This is a genomic window from Cellulosimicrobium sp. CpK407, from assembly GCF_051844275.1.
Lineage (GTDB): Bacteria > Actinomycetota > Actinomycetes > Actinomycetales > Cellulomonadaceae > Cellulosimicrobium > Cellulosimicrobium cellulans_G.
This window is the reverse complement of sequence record NZ_JBGNYC010000073.1, coordinates 1-16,199: the sequence shown is the minus strand read 5'-3', so window position 1 is coordinate 16,199 and position 16,199 is coordinate 1. Positions and strand designations below refer to the sequence as shown.

The window sequence follows — 16,199 nt, the reverse complement described above, 5'->3', positions numbered from 1 at the left end:
GCGCGCGGCGCAGCGCGTCGGCGCGCTGGGCGTCCGCGAGCGTGACGCGCGCGCTGAGCACCGCGGCCTCGTGCTCGGACACGACGACGGGGTAGAGCTCGAGGCTGCGCACCTCCGGCAGGTCGTCCGCGAGCACGGACACCCGCGCCAGGACGTCCTCGAGCGCGGCCGTGGCCACGACGTGCGTGCCCATGTACCCGAAGAGCCGCGGGGCCGCCCGCACCGAGCGCACCATGGCCGCGACGTCCACGTCGGTCAGCGGCGGCACCCCGTACGCGACGTCGCCCAGGAGGTCGACCGCGTCACCCGCGAGGCCGAACGACACGACCGGCCCGAAGAGCTGGTCCTCCGTCGAGCGCACCACGCACGCGACGCCGGCGTCGGCCATCGCCTGCACCTCGAACGGCTGGTCGGCAGCGCCGGGCAGCACGGCCGCGAGCGCCTCGCGCATCTGCGCGACGTCGGACCGCAGCTCCGCCTCGTCCGCGATGTCGAGGCGCACGCCGCCGAGGTCCGCGCGGTGGCGCAGCCCGGCCGCCGTGCTCTTGAGCGCGACGGGCCAGCCGATCTCGCGCGCGGCCGCGACGGCCTCGTCGGCGGTCCGGACGCGGCGGGCGGGCCACACGCGGACGCCGTAGCACGCGAGCAGCTCGGCGGTCGTCGCGGGGTCGAGGTCGACGGCGTCCCGGCCCGCCAGGGCGCTCTCGACGAGGGCGCGGGCGCGGCTCGCGTCGACGCCCGCGGGGCGCACCGGCGTCCCGTGGTCCGCCTCGCGCCAGCGGGCGTAGCGCACGACGGCCCCGATCGCGGCGACCGCGTCCTCGGGTGTGGAGTAGGCCGGGACCCGCAGCAGGACGTCGGACGCACCGCCCGACGCGTCGGGCGCCGGGGCCGCGAGCTCGTCGGTGAGGCCGTGGAGCCCGAGCATGCTCGCGACCGTCGTGCGGCCCGTGCGCGCCGCCGCGCGCGCGACGGCCCGGGAGAGCTCCTCGCGGCGCGGGTGCACCACGGGGACCTGGACCACCACGACGACGTCGCACGCGTCGGGCGCATAGAGCGCGTCGACCGTGGCGGCGAGCTCGTCCGACGACGCGTCCTCGGGCAGGAAGTCCGACCGTGCGACGACGAGGCCCGCCGACGACGACGCCTCCGCCACGAGCGCGGCGAGCGACGCCGAGCTGGCGAGGATGCCGACGCGGCGCCCTCCCGGGAGCGGCTGGTGCGCGAGGAGCTGGGCGATGTCGATCATGTGGTGCGTGTTCTCGGCCCGGATCACGCCCGACTGGCGCAGCATCTCCTCGAGCGTGCGGCGGGGCGCACGGGTCGAGCGCACGGCGTGGCCCGGCGGCACGACCTGGCCGGAGCGCCCGGCCGTGACGACCACGACGGGCTTGACCGACGCGAGGCGGCGCGCGATGCGCGAGAACTTGCGCGGGTTGCCGATCGACTCGAGGTACAGGCAGACCACCTGCGTCGCGGCGTCGTCCTGCCAGTACTGCATGAGGTCGTTGCCCGACACGTCGGCCCGGTGCCCCGCGGACAGGAACGACGACACGCCCAGCCCGCGTCGCGCCGTGGTCGCGAGCAGCGTGACGCCCATGGGCGCCGACTGGCTGAACAGGCCCACGACGCCGGGCAGCGGCAGGTCGTCGGCGAGCGTCGCCGCGAGCGCGGGCCGCTCGCGGGTCTCGCCCGTGCGCAGCAGGCCGTAGCTCGCGGGCCCGACGACGCGGAGCCCCGCCGTGTGCGCGACGCGCAGGAGCTCGCGCTGGAGCGCGAGCCCGTCCGGCCCGGTCTCGGCGAACCCGGCGGACAGCACGACGACGCCGCGCACCTCGAGGCGCGCGAGCTGGCGGACCGCCTCGATCGCGTCCGAGGGCGGCAGCGCCACGACCGCGAGGTCCACGGGGCCCGGGACGTCGGCGAGGGTCGCGTGCGTGCGGGGCGCCGCCCCGCCGTCGGGCCCGCCCACGCCGGCACCCACCACGTGGACGGTCACGTCGGGGCTGCGCACGAGCGCGGCCAGGGCGCGGTGCGCGAGGACGCGGTCGAGGGGCGCGCCGTCGGGGTCCTGGCCGTCGTCGACCGGCGCGCCCGGACCCACGAGCACGACGCTCGTCGCACCGAGCAGCCCCTGCATGCTCCGCGCCTCCGCGCGGTGCTCGCGGTCTGCCATGACGGCTCGCGACCGTTCCGTGGGGTCGAGGTCGACGCTCACCTGGACGAACCCGTCGTCCATCTGCTGGCGCACGTCGTACCCGGCCTCGCGGAAGACGGCGAGCATCTTGCCGTTCTGCGGCAGCACCTCGGCGGTGAAGCGCCGCACGCCGCGCTCGCGCGCCGCCGCGGCGACGTGCTCGAGCAGCACGGAGCCGAGCCCCCGGCCCTGGGCCGAGTCGGCGATGTTGAAGGCGACCTCGGCCTCGCTCGCGCCCGTGCGGTCGAAGCGCGCGACGCCGATGATGTCCTCGCCGACGTCGCCGGTCCTCTCCTCGCCGGCCGGTTCCGCGGGTCCGGCCGCGTCCTCGCGCGGGCGGACCGCGACGAGCGCGACGCGGTCGACGTGGTCGACCCGCGTGAACCGCTCCAGGTCGCGCTCCGAGAGCCGTTCCATGGGGGCGAAGAAGCGCAGGTACGTCGAGCGCTCGGACTGGCCCACGTGGAACCGCTGGAGCGCGTCGGCGTCCTCGGGACGGATGGGGCGCACGTGCGTCGTCGTCCCGTCGCGCAGGACGACGTCCGCCTCCCACTCCACCGGGTACCGGTCCGGGCCCCGCCCGGCTGCGCCGCCGTCGCTCACGCCCCCAGGCTATGCGGTGGGCGGCGCGGTGCGCCTGCGCCACCCCGGCCCGACCAGGGAGGACAATGGTCCCTCGACAGGCGACGCGACGCGGCGTGTCGGACGGTTGGCGTACCCTCGCGTGCGGCGCGCGACCGCAGCACGTCACCACCGGCGCACGCCGGCACAGATCCCGCGCCCTCGCGGCGCACCGAACGGCAGGAGCCCGCAGGCACATGGCGCGCAAGTCCTCGACCCCCTCGCTCGACCCGGCCGAGGTGAACGAGAAGATCGTCGACGTCGACGTCCAGGCGGAGATGGAGACGTCGTTCCTCGAGTACGCCTACTCCGTCATCTACTCCCGCGCCCTGCCCGACGCGCGCGACGGCCTCAAGCCCGTCCAGCGCCGCATCCTCTACATGATGGCCGACATGGGCCTGCGCCCCGACCGCGCGCACGTGAAGTCGGCGCGCGTCGTCGGCGAGGTCATGGGCAAGCTGCACCCGCACGGGGACGCCGCGATCTACGACGCGCTCGTGCGCCTCGCGCAGGACTTCTCGCTGCGCCTCCCGCTCGTCGACGGGCACGGCAACTTCGGCACGCTCGACGACGGCCCCGCCGCCTCCCGGTACACCGAGGCGCGCCTCGCTCCCCCGTCGCTCGCGATGACGGCGGGGCTCGACGAGGACGTCGTCGACTTCGTGCCGAACTACGACAACAAGCTCCAGCAGCCCGAGGTGCTCCCGGCGGCGATCCCCAACCTGCTCGTCAACGGGGCGTCGGGCATCGCGGTCGGCATGGCCACCAACATGGCGCCGCACAACCTCGTCGAGGTCGTCGCCGCGGCACGCCACCTCGTCGCGCACCCGGACGCCGACCTCGACGCGCTCATGCGGTTCGTCCCCGGCCCCGACCTGCCGACGGGCGGCAAGATCGTCGGTCTCGACGGCGTCCGCGACGCCTACCGCACGGGCCGCGGCACCTTCCGCACGCGCGCCACCGCCCGCGTGGAGAACCTCACCGCGCGCCGCAAGGGCATCGTCATCACCGAGCTGCCCTACCTCGTCGGCCCGGAGAAGGTGATCGAGAAGATCGCCGAGGGCGTCAAGACGAAGAAGATCCAGGGCATCACCGCCGCGACCGACCTCACGGACCGCGAGCACGGGCTGCGGATCGTCGTCGAGGTGAAGACGGGCTTCAACCCCGAGGCCGTGCTGGAGCAGCTCTACAAGTTCACGCCGCTCGAGGACTCGTTCGGCATGAACAACGTCGCGCTCGTCGACGGGCAGCCGCGCACGCTCGGCCTGCGCGAGATGCTCTCGGTCTGGGTCGACCACCGCATCGACGTCGTGCGCCGGCGCTCCGCCTACCGGCTGCGCAAGCGGTCCGAGCGGCTCCACCTCGTGGACGGCCTGCTCATCGCCATCGTCGACATCGACGAGGTCATCCAGGTGATCCGCTCGTCCGACGACGCCGCGACGGCCCGCGGACGCCTGCAGACCGTGTTCGACCTCTCCGAGCCGCAGGCGGAGTACATCCTCGAGCTCCAGCTCCGCCGCCTCACCAAGTTCTCGCGCATCGAGCTCGAGAAGGAGCAGGAGACGCTGCGCCGCGAGATCGAGGAGCTCCAGGAGATCCTCGGGAGCGACGCGAAGCTGCGCGCCGTCGTGTCGGCAGAGATGGCGGACGTCGCCAAGACGTACGGCACCCCGCGCCGCACCATCCTCCTGGAGTCGGCCGGCGCCGCGCCGACCACGACCGCGGCCGTCCCGCTCGAGGTGGCAGACACGCCCTGCTGGGCGCTGTTCTCCGCCACCGGTCTGCTGGCCCGCACGAGCGACGAGACGGAGCCGGCGCGCTCCGGCCCGCGCGCCGCCCACGACGTGCTGCGCGCCGCCGTCCGCACGACGGCGCGCGGTGAGGTCGGGCTCGTCACGAGCCGCGGGCGGATGGTCCGCGTCTCCGTGCTCGACCTGCCCGCGCTGCCACCGACCGACAACGCGCCGAGCCTGTCCGGCGGCGTGCCGCTCAGCGAGGTCGTCGCGCTCGCGCCCGGCGAGGAGGCCGTGACGATCGCGTCGCTCGACCCCGACGCTCCCCCGCTCGCCCTCGGCACCGCACAGGGCGTCGTCAAGCGCGTCGCCCCCGGCGACGTGCCGAGCAACCGCGACGACTGGGAGGTCATCGGCCTCAAGGACGGCGACACCGTCGTCGGGGCAGCGCCCGCGACCGACGCGGACGAGGTCGTGTTCGTCAGCACCGACGCGTCGCTGCTGCACTTCGACGCGTCCGCGGTGCGGCCCCAGGGGCGCGCGGCCGGCGGCATGGCCGGCATCCGGCTCGCGGACGGCCACCGGGTCGCGTTCTTCGGCGTCGTGCCGGCTGACGTGCGCGACCTCGGGGTCGTCGTCACCGTCGCCGGGTCGTCAGGCGCCCTCGCGGGCACCCAGACCGGGGCCGGCAAGGTCACGCCGTACGAGCTCTACCCCGGCAAGGGCCGCGGCACCGGCGGCGTCCGGGCACAGCGGTTCCTCAAGGGCGAGGACGCGCTGATCCTCGCGTGGGTCGGGCAGGGTCCCGCCCGTGCCACGGGCTCCGGCGGCCAGGCCGTCGACCTGCCGGAGGTCGACCAGCGCCGCGACGGGTCCGGCACGCCGCTCGCCTCGCCGGTCACGGCCGTCGGGTAGCTCGCGGACGACGGCCCCCTGGGGGAACGCCCGGGCGCCCCGAGCAGGCGTCGAGGTCGCTCGCCCTTGCGAGTGCCCGCGAGAGGCGCAGGCTCGTGGTGTGGCAGGGAACCAGGGGGGCGCCGTCCGGACGCCTCGCGACGCGGACGGGGCCGCCGGCCCCGTCGACTATCACGCCGTCTTCGCGGTCCTCACGGCGCCCAAGGCCGTGCTCTCCCCGGACCTCACGGTGCTCGACGCCAACGAGTCGCTGCTGCGCACGATCGACGTGCCCGCGAGCGCCGTCGTCGGCCGCCACTACCTCGACGTGTTCCCCGCTCACGGCCCCGACGGCAGCTCCGTCGAACGGGTCGTCCGGTCGCTCGAGAGGGTCGCACGCACGGGCCGCCTCGAGATGATCGGGCCGCACAGGTACGACCTCCGCCGCCCCGACGGCGGGTGGGCCGAGCGGTGGTGGATCACGACCAACCTCCCCGTCCTGGACGCGGGCGGTCGGGTGTCGGCCGTCGTGCACCGCGCCGAGGACGTGACGAGCGTCGTGCTCGCGCGCGGCCCCGCGGCGCCCGACACCGGCCGGGGCGAGGTGAGCGACTGCCCGGACGCGATGTCGCTCGTCGACCGCGCGCTGCTCCTCGGCTCGTCGGTCGACCGCTACGCCGAGGTGATCACGCGCGAGCGGAGCGCGTCGCTCGCGATCCAGGACTCGATCCTCACCCCGCCCCCCGACATCCCGGGGCTGGCGATCGACGTGCGCTACCGGCCGGCGGTCCCCGAGGTGCACGTCGGCGGCGACTGGTACGACGCGTTCGTGCACCCCGACGGCGAGACGACCGTCGTCGTCGGCGACGTGACCGGGCACGACGTCGCCGCCGCGGCCCACATGGGCCACCTGCGCGGCGTCCTCCGCTCCGTCGCCTTCGCGACCGACGCCGGCCCTGCCACCGCGCTCGACGCCGCCGAGCAGACCGCCGAGGGGCTCGGCCTCCAGGCGCTGGCGACGGTCGCCGTCGCGCGCATCGGCGCCCCCGGACCTGCCGGACGGCGCGCGGTCCGCTGGGCGAGCGCCGGGCACGTCCCGCCGGTCGTGCGCCGCGCGGACGGGACCGCGCACCTGCTCACGGCGCGCCCGTCGCCCATGCTCGGCGTCGGGCTGGGCGGCCCGCGCACCGAGCACGAGGCGTCGCTCGACCCGGGCGACACGCTCCTGCTCTACACCGACGGGCTCGTCGAGCGCCGGGACCGGTCGTTGCGCGAGGTGCTCGACGAGCTCCCGGGCCGGGTCGAGGGGCTCGGCGACGTGGCCCCCGAGGAACTGCTGGACGCGCTCCTCGCGGAGCTCGTCCCCCACGGCGCCCAGGACGACGTCGCCCTCGTCATGGTGCACGTCGACGACGGGGAGCCTTCCACCGGGCCCGATGTCTGACCGTCCCCCGGTCGCTGCACCGATCCGGTCGTGGGAGGTACTGCCAGAACCCTGTAGGAGCGGGACTCCCAGGAGTACGCGCACCCGGTGTCGAATGGTGATCGCACCCAGTTCCCCACCGGCAACGGAGAGCTCCTTGAAGGCCACCGTCATCTACGGCGCGCGCGACGTCCGCGTCGAGACCCGCCCCGACCCGACGATCGTCGAGCCGACCGACGCGATCGTGCGCGCGGTGCGCGCGTGCGTGTGCGGGTCCGACCTGCACCCCTACCGTTCCATGCCGCACACCGACCAAGGCGTCCCGATCGGGCACGAGCTCCTCGGCATCGTGGAGGAGACCGGTTCTGCCGTCACGACCGTCCGCGCGGGCGACCTCGTGATCGCGCCGTTCGCGTGGTCGGACAACACGTGCCCCGTGTGCCGCGACGGCTTCCAGACCGCGTGCCCGCACGGCGGGTTCTACGGCAACCCCGGCGACGTGGGTGGCCAGCAGGCCGAGCTCGCGCGCATCCCGCTCGCGGACGGCAGCCTCGTCGCCGTGCCGGACGTCGACGAGACGAGCCCGCTCCTCCCCTCGCTGCTCACCCTCTCGGACGTGTACCTCACCGGCTACCACGCGGCGCACATGGCGCGCGTCTCCGCGCAGACGACCGTCACCGTCATCGGCGACGGCGCCGTCGGGCTGTCCGCCGTGCTCGCCGCACGGCAGATGGGCGCCGAGCGCATCATCCTCATGGGCCGCCACACGTCGCGGACCGACCTGGGGCGCGAGTGGGGCGCGACCGACGTCGTCGCCGAGCGGGGCGCCGAGGGGATCCAGCTGGTCCGTGACCTCACCGGCGGCCTGGGCAGCCACGTCGTGCTGGAGGCCGTCGGGCACATGCCCGCCTACGAGCAGTCCTACGGCGTCGTGCGCGCGGGGGGCGTGATCAGCCGCGTCGGCGTCCCGCAGTACGAGGACGCACCGGTCGGGTTCGGCTCGCTCTTCGGCCGCAACATCACGCTCACCGGCGGGCCCGCACCCGTCCGCGCGTACCTCGAGGACGCGATCCCGCAGGTGCTCCGCGGGGAGATCGACCCCGGCCGGGTGTTCGACAAGACCGTCGCGATCGACGACATCGCCGAGGGTTACGCCGCGATGGACCGCCGCGAGTCCCTCAAGACGCTCGTCGCGTTCTGAACGACGTCCTGACAGCGTTCTGAACGACGTCCTGACAGGAGGAGAGACATGAGCACCGAGAGGCAGCCGACGACGCCGACCGTGAAGGGACCCGCCTCGTGGTTCACCGGTGACGTCTGGTTCAACTCCTACTACGCGGGCACGGAGCCGTCGCGGGCGCGCCTGAACCTCGTCCGCTTCGCCCCCGGCGCGCACACCGCGTGGCACCGGCACGCCGTCGGGCAGACGCTGCACGTCACCGAGGGGTTCGGCTACGTGCAGTCGCGGGGCGAGGAGGTCGTCGAGCTCCGGCCGGGCGACACCGTCTACACGCCCCCGGGCGAGTGGCACTGGCACGGCGCGAGCGGTGACAGCTTCCTGTGCCATCTCGCGCTGTGGGAGGCGCCCGCGCCCGGCGTCGACGAGCCCGAGACGACGTGGGGCGACCTCCTCGCCCCCGAGGAGTACCCGGGCTGACGTGCCCCCGCGCGGGTGGGAGGCCACGGCACTCCCGCCCGCGCGGCCCGCCGTCGTCCCGACGTACCGTGAAAGACGTGGAGGCCATGGACAACCGTTCCGAGGTGCGCGAGTTCCTCATGAGCCGCCGGGCCCGGGTGACCCCCGAGCAGGCCGGCATCGAGACGTTCGGCGGCCGTCGCCGCGTCGCGGGGCTGCGCCGCGACGAGGTCGCCCGGCTCGCCGGCGTGAGCGTGGACTACTACACGCGGCTCGAGCGCGGAAACCTGCGGGGCGTGTCCGACGTCGTGCTCGAGTCGGTGGCGCGTGCCCTGCTCCTCGACGCGGCCGAGCGCGAGCACCTGCTCGACCTCGCGCGCACCGCGAACCCCGTCGGCGCCCGCCCGCAGCGCGGCCACGGCGACACCCCGGTACGCCCCGAGCTGCAGTACCTGCTCGACGCGATCACGACGGCGCCCGCGTTCATCCAGAACAACCGCATGGACCTCGTCGCGGCCAACGCGCTCGGGTACGCGATGTACGCGCCGATGACCGCGGGCTCCGCGCGCCCGGCGAACTTCTCGCGGCACATCTTCCTCGACCCCGCGTCGCACGACTTCTACCCCGACTGGGACCGCGCGGCGTGGACGAACGTCACGATCCTGCGCCGCGAGGCCGGCCGCAGCCCGCACGACCGGCGCCTCCAGGCCCTCGTGGGCGAGCTCTCGACGCGGAGCGAGCGGTTCCGCGAGCTGTGGGCGTCCCACGACGTGCGCCGGCACTACGCCGGGCAGAAGACGTTCCGCCACCCCGTCGTCGGGGACCTCGAGCTGCACTACCAGACGCTCGAGCTCCACGGCGACCCCGGGCTCGGCATGACCGTGTACACCGCGACCCCCGGCTCCCCGACCGAGGAGTCGCTGCGCCTGCTCGCGTCCTGGGCGGCCGCCGAGGCCCCGGCCACCGCGCCGTCGCGCACCGACTGAGAGGAACCCATGGACCTGGACGACCTGCTGGCCGAGCTCGACGCCGGGCGGACGATCCCCGGCGGCTCGCCGCTGCACGCCGTCATGCACCGCACCAGCCAGGAGGCGCTGCGCATCGCCGGCGAGCTCAACGGCGCGTACCGCTCGCCCGAGCGCGTCCGCGAGCTCCTCGCGGAGCTGACGGGCAGGCCCGTGCACGAGTCCGTGACCCTCTTCCCGCCGTTCACGGCCGACTTCGGCAAGAACATCACCCTCGGCCGGGACGTCTTCCTCAACTCCGGCTGCCGATTCCAGGACCAGGGCGGCATCACCGTCGGGGACGGCTGCCTCATCGGGCACAACGCCGTCCTCACGACGCTCAACCACGACCTCGACCCGGCCCGGCGCGCCGACATGCACCCCGCGCCCGTGGTCCTCGGCCGCAACGTGTGGCTCGGCGCCAACGTGACCGTCCTTCCCGGGGTGACGATCGGGGACGACGCCGTCGTCGGGGCCGGCTCCGTCGTCACCCGGGACGTCCCCGCACGCACCGTCGTCGTCGGCACGCCCGCGCGCGTCGTCCGCTCGCTCGACGCCTGAGGTCGGATCAGCGGCAACCGGATCAGCGGGCACCGGCGAGCGTCACGTCGATGCCCACGCGGCGCCGCCCTTCTCCTCGACGGGGGCCGGCGTGGCGCGCTCCCGGCGCAGCACGCCGAGGACGAGGAGCACCTGCCCGACGACGTAGGTGAGCATCACCCAGAAGCCGTGCGCAGGAAGGGCGTACCACGGCGCGAACGCGTTGAGGGCGATGAGCGCGTCGGACACGAGGAACACCGCCCCGCCGACGGCCGCGAGGCGGTCGACGCCCGTCGCCGTCACGGCCATCAGCACGAGGCACGCGCCGTACACGACGACCGGGACGAGCAGCGACCCGGCACCGGGCGCGCACGCGACGACGAGTGCGACGAAGGCGAGCAGGTACGGCGCGAGCGCGAGCGGGCGACGCAGCACCGACCCCGCGCGGAAGGGCCAGAACGCGAGTGCGTACGTCACCTGGGCGCACAGGAAGAACCCGACCATGACGAGGAACGCCGTGTCGCCGTCGGCGAGGTCGGGGGCCGTGTCGCCGAGCCACGAGAAGCCCAGCGCGACGAGCGTGAGCCGGACCAGCCGCGAGCGCCGGCCCGGGCCGTCGCCGTCGCGTCGTCCGCCGTCGCGTCGTCGCGTGGCGAGCCACAGGCAGGCCGCGAGGAGGGGCATGAGGAACCACTGCGACGCGTCGGCGAGCGTCGAGGCGCCCGCGAGCTGCGCGGCGAGGTGGACGAGGGTGAGCAGGGCGAGCGCGCCCCACGCGGCGAGCATGGGTGTCGGGACTCCTTCGGTGGTGCTGCCGGCACCGTTGCCGGGACGAGCGATTGTAGGCCCGGGAGTCCTCACCGCCGGGCGACGTCGTCGGGAGCCCCTGCGACGACCGACTCCATTGCCGCCCGGCAGCGGGCGAGGAGCTCGGCGATGTCGGCGGGAGCGGCGCCGCGGGGATGCTCGGCCGGGAGGATCGTCAGGCGGATCGGCGGCCGGGGACGCCACCACGGCCGGCGGCCGTAGGTGAAGACCATCGGCACGACGGGCACGCCCAGCCGGCAGGCGTACACGAACGCGCCGCGCCGGAACGGCCGCAGCGTCGTGTCGTACATGACCAGCGCGCCCTCGGGGAAGAAGTGGACGCCCTGGCCGGCGTCGACGGTCCGCCGCAGTCGCGCCTCGAACGCGGAGAGCTCTCCCGGCCCGCGGGGCAGCGGGACGGCGAGCAGGTGGCTGACCAGGACGCCCGCCACGGGCAGGTGGAAGTTCGAGGGCTGCGAGACGACGGCGGCGCGCCGGCCGCGGAGCTGTCCGGCGACCCACGGGCCGTCCAGGTAGTGCACGTGGTTGGCGACCGTGACGACCCCACCGCGCTCGTCGGCGAGGTTCTCGCGCCCCGTGACCCGGAGCCCGTGGACGACGTACCCGTACCACCGCACGACGGCCATCGCGACGTCGAAGAAGACCGCGTCGAACCGGCTCCAGAGCCGCGGCGCCGCCGACCCGTGACCGCGGTCAGCGCTCATGCGAGCGCCCCGGCGCCCGGCCCGCGGCGTCGTCCCGGTCGACCGGCGCGGGGTCGACCGCGCCGCCTCCCTCGAGAACGGCCTGGCGCAGCATCTCCTCGATCTGCGGGACGCACACGTCGAGCGCGTGCTCCCGGCCGACCGCCGCGTACGCCGCACCCATGCGGGTCCTCTCCTCGTCGTGCTCGATCCAGTAGTCGATCGCGCGCGCGAGGTCTGCGGCGTCCCCGGCACGGAAGAGGCTGCGCTCGTCGAGCGCGAACTGCCCGGTCGCCGACGCACGGGAGTCGGAGATCACCGGGACGAGGCCGGTGGCGACGGCCTCGAGGCAGCCGAGCGCCTCGATCTCCGCGTCGGCGGCGTGCACGTACAGGTCGCTCATGGCCAGCACGTCCCGCAGCGAGTCCTGGGCGAGGAAGCCGATCCGCGGCGGGTGCGGCAGGCTCGCGCCCTGCTGGGCGTACCTCTCCGCGAGCGGACCGCGCCCGGCGAGCACGAGCTGGATGCGGTCGGCGTGCCGGGACCGGCCGACGGCGTCGAGGAGCACGTCCTGCCGCTTCTCGCGCGAGAGCCGCCCGGTCATGGTGATGACGAACCGGCCCGCCAGGTCGGCGCTCTTCGGCACCGTGCGCGGGACGAACCCGGGGTCGACGCCGTTGGACACCACGTGCAGGGCCGCCCGGTACCGGTGGTCGCGCAGCTCCCCGGCGATGAACCGGCTGGGGCAGTGGACGTGCCCGAACCGGTCGTAGAACGGGCGGAACACCGCGTACACGAGGTCGTTCAGCGGGGCGACCCGCCCCAGGCCGAGGCTGTAGGTGACGTTCTCCGGCTGCACGTGGAACGCGGCGGTGGACGGGACGCCGAGCGCGTCGGCGAGCCGCTTGGCCCGGGAGCCGAGCCAGAACGGTGACATGACGTGCGCGACGTCGGCCCATCCCAGGGCGTCGCGCAGCACGTCGTCGTCGGGCTGGGCGAGCACCCACCCCTGGCCAGCGATCACCCGGTTGAAGCCCGGGACGCCGAGCGCTTCGAGCCGGTAGTGCACGACGTCGTCCGCCGAGGTCTCGTGGGCGGCATCCCCCGGGCGGACGGCGCCGCGGCAGCACGCGACGCGCACCTCGTGGCCGCGCTCGCGGAGGGCGACCGCGAAGCGGCGGGCCGAGATCGTGGTCCCGTTGGTGGGATCCTCGAACTGGTCGATGACGAGCAGGACGCGCACCCGCGGCTCCCTTGCGACGCGCGGCGCGTGGTCCGCGCCTGCTGACGGGGATGCCGTCAGGCTAGGGGATCACCCGTGGCCTGGGCCGGACCGCCGGGCGCGTGTCGTGCCGTGCTCGCGGGGCGACCTTCCGCGCGCGTGCCCGCCGGTCAGGGCGAGGGCGCGGACGCCCCGGGCGCGTCGGCGACCAGGACGCGACCGTCGCGCACGTGCGCCGCGAAGACCGTCAACGGCCTGCGGTCCTTGCCCCCGGCGTCGAGCACCTCGCCGGTGTCGACGTCCCACACCTGCTTGAGCATGGGGGTGGTGACGGTGTCGACGTCGCGCTCCTCGCCGTCGTCGCCGGTCACGCGGTGCGTGCCGACGAGGCCGCGCGACATGACGTTGGCGCCCGAGTACGGGTCGCGCTGCTGGACGGCGCGCACGGTGCCGTCGGCGAGCCGGAAGACGGCGACCTGGGTGTCGCCCAGGAGCGCGCCGACCCCCCGCTCGGGGTCGAGGTCGTCGAGCGCGCAGATGTCGACGAACGTGCTCATCGGGCGTCCTCCAGCTCGGCACGGGCCGCGGCGAGCGCGACGTCGCGCGCGGCGCGCGGGTCGGGGTAGGCGTCGGCGTCGCCCTCGTCCGCGGGACGGACCTGGCCGCGCTCGGGGACGAACGCGAGGTCGCCGTCGATCGCCTCGGGCGCGTTGACGAACGGCGTGAACTTGCGCAGCTTGGCCGGGTCGGCGAGCGTCGCGCCCCACTCGTCCTCGTAGTCGCGCACGTGCTCGGCCATCGCGGCCTCGAGCTGGTCCGCGATCCCGAGCGAGTCCTCGACGACGACGCGCCGCAGCTCCTCCAGCCCGCCCGCGCGCTCCGCGACCCACGGCGCCGTGCGCTGCAGGCGGTCGGCCTCCTGGACGTAGAGCATGAGGAACCGGTCGACGTAGCGGACCAGCGTCTCGTCGTCGAGGTCCTCGGCGAGGAGCCGGGCGTGCGCCGGCTGGGCCCCGCCGTTGCCGCCGACGTAGAGGTTCCAGCCCTTGTGCGTGGCGATGATGCCGACGTCCTTGCCGCGCGCCTCGGCGCACTCGCGCGCGCAGCCGGAGACGCCGAGCTTGATCTTGTGCGGCGAGCGCAGCCCGCGGTAGCGCAGCTCGAGCCGGACCGCCATCGCCGACGAGTCCTGCACGCCGAACCGGCACCACGTGCGCCCGACGCACGTCTTCACCGTGCGCAGGGACTTGCCGTACGCGTGCCCGGACTCGAAGCCGACGGCCGTCAGGCGCCGCCAGATCTCCGGGAGCTGGTCGAGCCGCGCGCCGAACATCGCGAGCCGCTGGCCGCCGGTGACGCGCACGTAGAGCCCGAAGTCGTCGGCGACCTTCGCGAACTCCAGGAGCTGGTCGGCGCGCACCTCTCCCCCGGGCATCCGCGGGATCACCGAGTACGTGCCGTTCTTCTGCAGGTTCGCCATGACGTGGTCGTTGGTGTCCTGCAGCGCGGCCTGCTCGCCCTCCAGGACGTGCCCGCGACGCAGCGTCGAGAGGATCGACGCGACCGTCGGGCGGCAGACGGCGCACCCGCGTCCCGTCCCGTGCGCCGCGACGACCTCGGTGAACGTACGCAGGCCCCCCTCGCGGACGAGCCGGTACAGCGTGGCGCGGGACATCGCGAAGTGCTCGCACAGCGCGTCCGAGACCGTGACGCCCGCCCGGGAGAGCTCGGCGTTCAGCAGCTTGGTGAGCGCGGGCACGCACGACCCGCACACCGTGCCGGCCGTCGTGCACTCCTTGACCTGACCGATCGTCCGGCACCCGTGCTCGGTCACGGCCGAGCGGACCGTCCCGGCGTCGACGTTGTTGCACGAGCAGACGACGGCCTCGTCGGGCAGCTCGGTGTCGGCCAGGCCCTCGCCGTCGGGCGCGATGACGGCGGCGGGGTCGGCGCCGAGCGGGCGACCGAGCAGGGGCCGCAGCGCGGAGTAGAGCTCGATGTCGCCGACGAACACGCCGCCGAGCAGCGTCGTCGCGTCGTCCGAGAGCACGAGCTTGCGGTAGCGGCGGTGGATCGGGTCGACGAACGACACCTCGAGCGCGCCCGCGCTCACGGCGTTCACGTCGCCGAACGACGCGGCCTCGACGCCCACGCCCTTGAGCTTGGTGCCGTCGTCGGCGCGGCGGTGCACGCGCTCGCCGCCCAGGAAGCGGTCGACGACGACGTCCGCCATGTCGTTCCCCGGCGCGACCAGGCCCGCGCACACGCCGTCGACCGACGCGCACTCGCCGATCGCCCACACGCCCGGGTCGGAAGTCTGGCACGCCTCGCCGACGACGACGCCGCCACGCTCGCCGATGGCCAGGCCGGCCTCGCGCGCCACGCGGTCGCGCGGGCGGATGCCCACGGAGAAGACGACGACGTCGGTCGGCAGGGCGGACCCGTCGGTCAGCTCGACGGACCCCACGGACCCGTCGCCCGCGGGCAGGAACCGGTGGGCGCCCGCGCCCGTGCGCACCGAGACGCCGAGGTCCTCGATCAGCAGGCGCAGCATCTCACCGCCGCCCTGGTCGAGCTGGACGCTCATGAGGCGGTCGGCGAACTCCACGACCGTGGCCTCGGCACCCAGCCGCTGGAGCGCCGCCGCGGCCTCGAGACCCAGCACGCCACCGCCGACGACGACGCCGCGCACCGCCCGGCCCAGCGTCCGCTCGCGCAGGCGCACCCACTCCGCCAGCCGCTCGACGTCGTCCAGCGTGCGGTAGGTGAACAGCCCAGGCAGGTCCGTGCCCTCCGCGCGCGGCGTCCACGCCCACGATCCCGTCGCGAGCACGGCGCGGTCGTAGTGGACCTGGCGGCCCGAACGCGTCGTCACGACGCCCGCCGTGCGGTCGAGCGACGCGACCGCGTCGCCCGTGACGAGCGTGACGCGCGGGTCGTCCCACACGGCGCCGTCGAGCGTGAGCGCCGGGGCGTCGCGCGTGTCGAACCACTCCGACAGGTGCACGCGGTCGTACGGCTCGTGCGGCTCGTCGCCGATCACCGTGAGCGACCAGCCGCCCTCGGGGTCGCGCGAGCGCAGGCCCGCGACCAGGCGGTGGGCCGTCATGCCGGCGCCGACCACGACGATCCGGTCGCCGTCCAGGGGACCGCCTGCGGCGGGCGCGTCCGCGTCCGACGGGGCGTGAGAGAGGGGGGCCACGGGGAGCACTTTCGAGAGGCGGGGGCTGCGTCGAGGTCCCGGTCGGTGTGCGACCGGAACCCTGCTCCCGACCCTAGGGGAGGTGGTCCGACCACATCAGCCGTCTGGGACCAAGGTCCTCACTACCCCCATCGAAGGCCATCGCGTGCTGCCCCGGTGCGGTCGGGACGGCACGACGCCGGGGGCCCAAGAGGGGGGGGGGGGGGGGGTTGGGGG

Annotated in this window: 11 protein-coding genes and 2 pseudogenes; 7 read left to right on the top strand and 6 right to left on the bottom strand. The window is 74.9% G+C overall.

From position 1 onward, the window contains the following. Positions 1-2,800: bifunctional acetate--CoA ligase family protein/GNAT family N-acetyltransferase (locus ABWU78_RS19920; RefSeq protein WP_439159298.1), on the bottom strand; the 2,800-nt coding region annotated here is incomplete at its 3' end. A 215-nt stretch (positions 2,801-3,015) separates the two neighbouring features. Between ABWU78_RS19920 and ABWU78_RS19915 the strand changes: the two genes are divergently transcribed. From ABWU78_RS19915 to ABWU78_RS19885, 7 genes and pseudogenes are all read left to right on the top strand, one after another. Then, positions 3,016-5,466, top strand: a complete 2,451-nt coding sequence (locus ABWU78_RS19915; RefSeq protein ID WP_439159297.1) for a DNA gyrase/topoisomerase IV subunit A — start codon at positions 3,016-3,018, stop codon at positions 5,464-5,466. Positions 5,467-5,566: 100 nt separating this feature from the next. Next, positions 5,567-6,889 (top strand): PP2C family protein-serine/threonine phosphatase, encoded by a 1,323-nt coding sequence (locus tag ABWU78_RS19910; protein ID WP_439159296.1) that lies wholly within the window; start codon positions 5,567-5,569, stop codon positions 6,887-6,889. Continuing rightward, positions 6,882-7,421: pseudogene (locus tag ABWU78_RS19905) on the top strand (alcohol dehydrogenase catalytic domain-containing protein); the annotation flags it as partial. The gene ABWU78_RS19910 and the pseudogene ABWU78_RS19905, both read left to right, overlap by 8 nt. Before the next feature lie 57 nt (positions 7,422-7,478). Then, positions 7,479-8,069, top strand: a pseudogene (locus tag ABWU78_RS19900) (zinc-binding dehydrogenase); the annotation flags it as partial. Between the two features lie 48 nt (positions 8,070-8,117). After that, a complete protein-coding gene (locus ABWU78_RS19895; RefSeq protein ID WP_353709395.1) occupies positions 8,118-8,525 on the top strand; it encodes a (R)-mandelonitrile lyase in 408 nt (135 codons plus the stop codon). Positions 8,526-8,611: 86 nt separating this feature from the next. Beyond that, positions 8,612-9,490 (top strand): helix-turn-helix transcriptional regulator, encoded by an 879-nt coding sequence (locus ABWU78_RS19890; protein WP_353709396.1) that lies wholly within the window; start codon positions 8,612-8,614, stop codon positions 9,488-9,490. A 9-nt stretch (positions 9,491-9,499) separates the two neighbouring features. Further along, complete coding sequence (locus ABWU78_RS19885) at positions 9,500-10,069, top strand: sugar O-acetyltransferase (RefSeq protein WP_353709397.1); 570 nt, start codon at positions 9,500-9,502, stop codon at positions 10,067-10,069. Between the two features lie 42 nt (positions 10,070-10,111). Here the strand turns inward: ABWU78_RS19885 and ABWU78_RS19880 are convergent, their stop codons facing one another. The 5 genes from ABWU78_RS19880 to nirB all read right to left on the bottom strand — a co-directional run bounded on the left by ABWU78_RS19880 (position 10,112) and on the right by nirB (position 15,890). Then, the gene (locus tag ABWU78_RS19880) at positions 10,112-10,834 is read right to left on the bottom strand and encodes a lysoplasmalogenase (protein WP_253049067.1); all 723 of its coding nucleotides are present in this window, start codon (positions 10,832-10,834) and stop codon (positions 10,112-10,114) included. Positions 10,835-10,905: 71 nt separating this feature from the next. Then, complete coding sequence (locus tag ABWU78_RS19875) at positions 10,906-11,580, bottom strand: lysophospholipid acyltransferase family protein (protein ID WP_439159295.1); 675 nt, start codon at positions 11,578-11,580, stop codon at positions 10,906-10,908. After that, positions 11,570-12,802 carry a glycosyltransferase gene (locus ABWU78_RS19870; RefSeq protein ID WP_439159294.1) on the bottom strand — a complete coding sequence of 411 codons (1,233 nt, stop codon included), beginning with the start codon at positions 12,800-12,802 and terminating at the stop codon, positions 11,570-11,572. The genes ABWU78_RS19875 and ABWU78_RS19870 overlap by 11 nt, the downstream gene beginning before the upstream one ends. Before the next feature lie 149 nt (positions 12,803-12,951). Further along, the gene (locus tag ABWU78_RS19865) at positions 12,952-13,338 is read right to left on the bottom strand and encodes a nitrite reductase (NAD(P)H) small subunit (RefSeq protein WP_253049056.1); all 387 of its coding nucleotides are present in this window, start codon (positions 13,336-13,338) and stop codon (positions 12,952-12,954) included. After that, on the bottom strand, positions 13,335-15,890 hold the full coding sequence (gene nirB, locus ABWU78_RS19860; protein WP_439159299.1) for a nitrite reductase large subunit NirB: 2,556 nt from the start codon (positions 15,888-15,890) through the stop codon (positions 13,335-13,337). The genes ABWU78_RS19865 and nirB overlap by 4 nt, the downstream gene beginning before the upstream one ends. Between the last annotated feature and the right edge of the window lie 309 nt (positions 15,891-16,199).

Excerpts from the sequence above, each read along its gene's own strand:
- ABWU78_RS19915 (WP_439159297.1), top strand. The coding sequence starts at position 3,016 with ATGGCGCGCAAGTCCTCGACCCCCTCGCTCGACCCGGCCGAGGTGAAC.
- ABWU78_RS19895 (WP_353709395.1), top strand. The coding sequence starts at position 8,118 with ATGAGCACCGAGAGGCAGCCGACGACGCCGACCGTGAAGGGACCCGCC.
- ABWU78_RS19890 (WP_353709396.1), top strand. The coding sequence starts at position 8,612 with ATGGACAACCGTTCCGAGGTGCGCGAGTTCCTCATGAGCCGCCGGGCC.
- ABWU78_RS19885 (WP_353709397.1), top strand. The coding sequence starts at position 9,500 with ATGGACCTGGACGACCTGCTGGCCGAGCTCGACGCCGGGCGGACGATC.
- ABWU78_RS19880 (WP_253049067.1), bottom strand. The coding sequence starts at position 10,834 with ATGCTCGCCGCGTGGGGCGCGCTCGCCCTGCTCACCCTCGTCCACCTC.
- ABWU78_RS19875 (WP_439159295.1), bottom strand. The coding sequence starts at position 11,580 with ATGAGCGCTGACCGCGGTCACGGGTCGGCGGCGCCGCGGCTCTGGAGC.
- ABWU78_RS19865 (WP_253049056.1), bottom strand. The coding sequence starts at position 13,338 with ATGAGCACGTTCGTCGACATCTGCGCGCTCGACGACCTCGACCCCGAG.
- nirB (WP_439159299.1), bottom strand. The coding sequence starts at position 15,890 with ATGACGGCCCACCGCCTGGTCGCGGGCCTGCGCTCGCGCGACCCCGAG.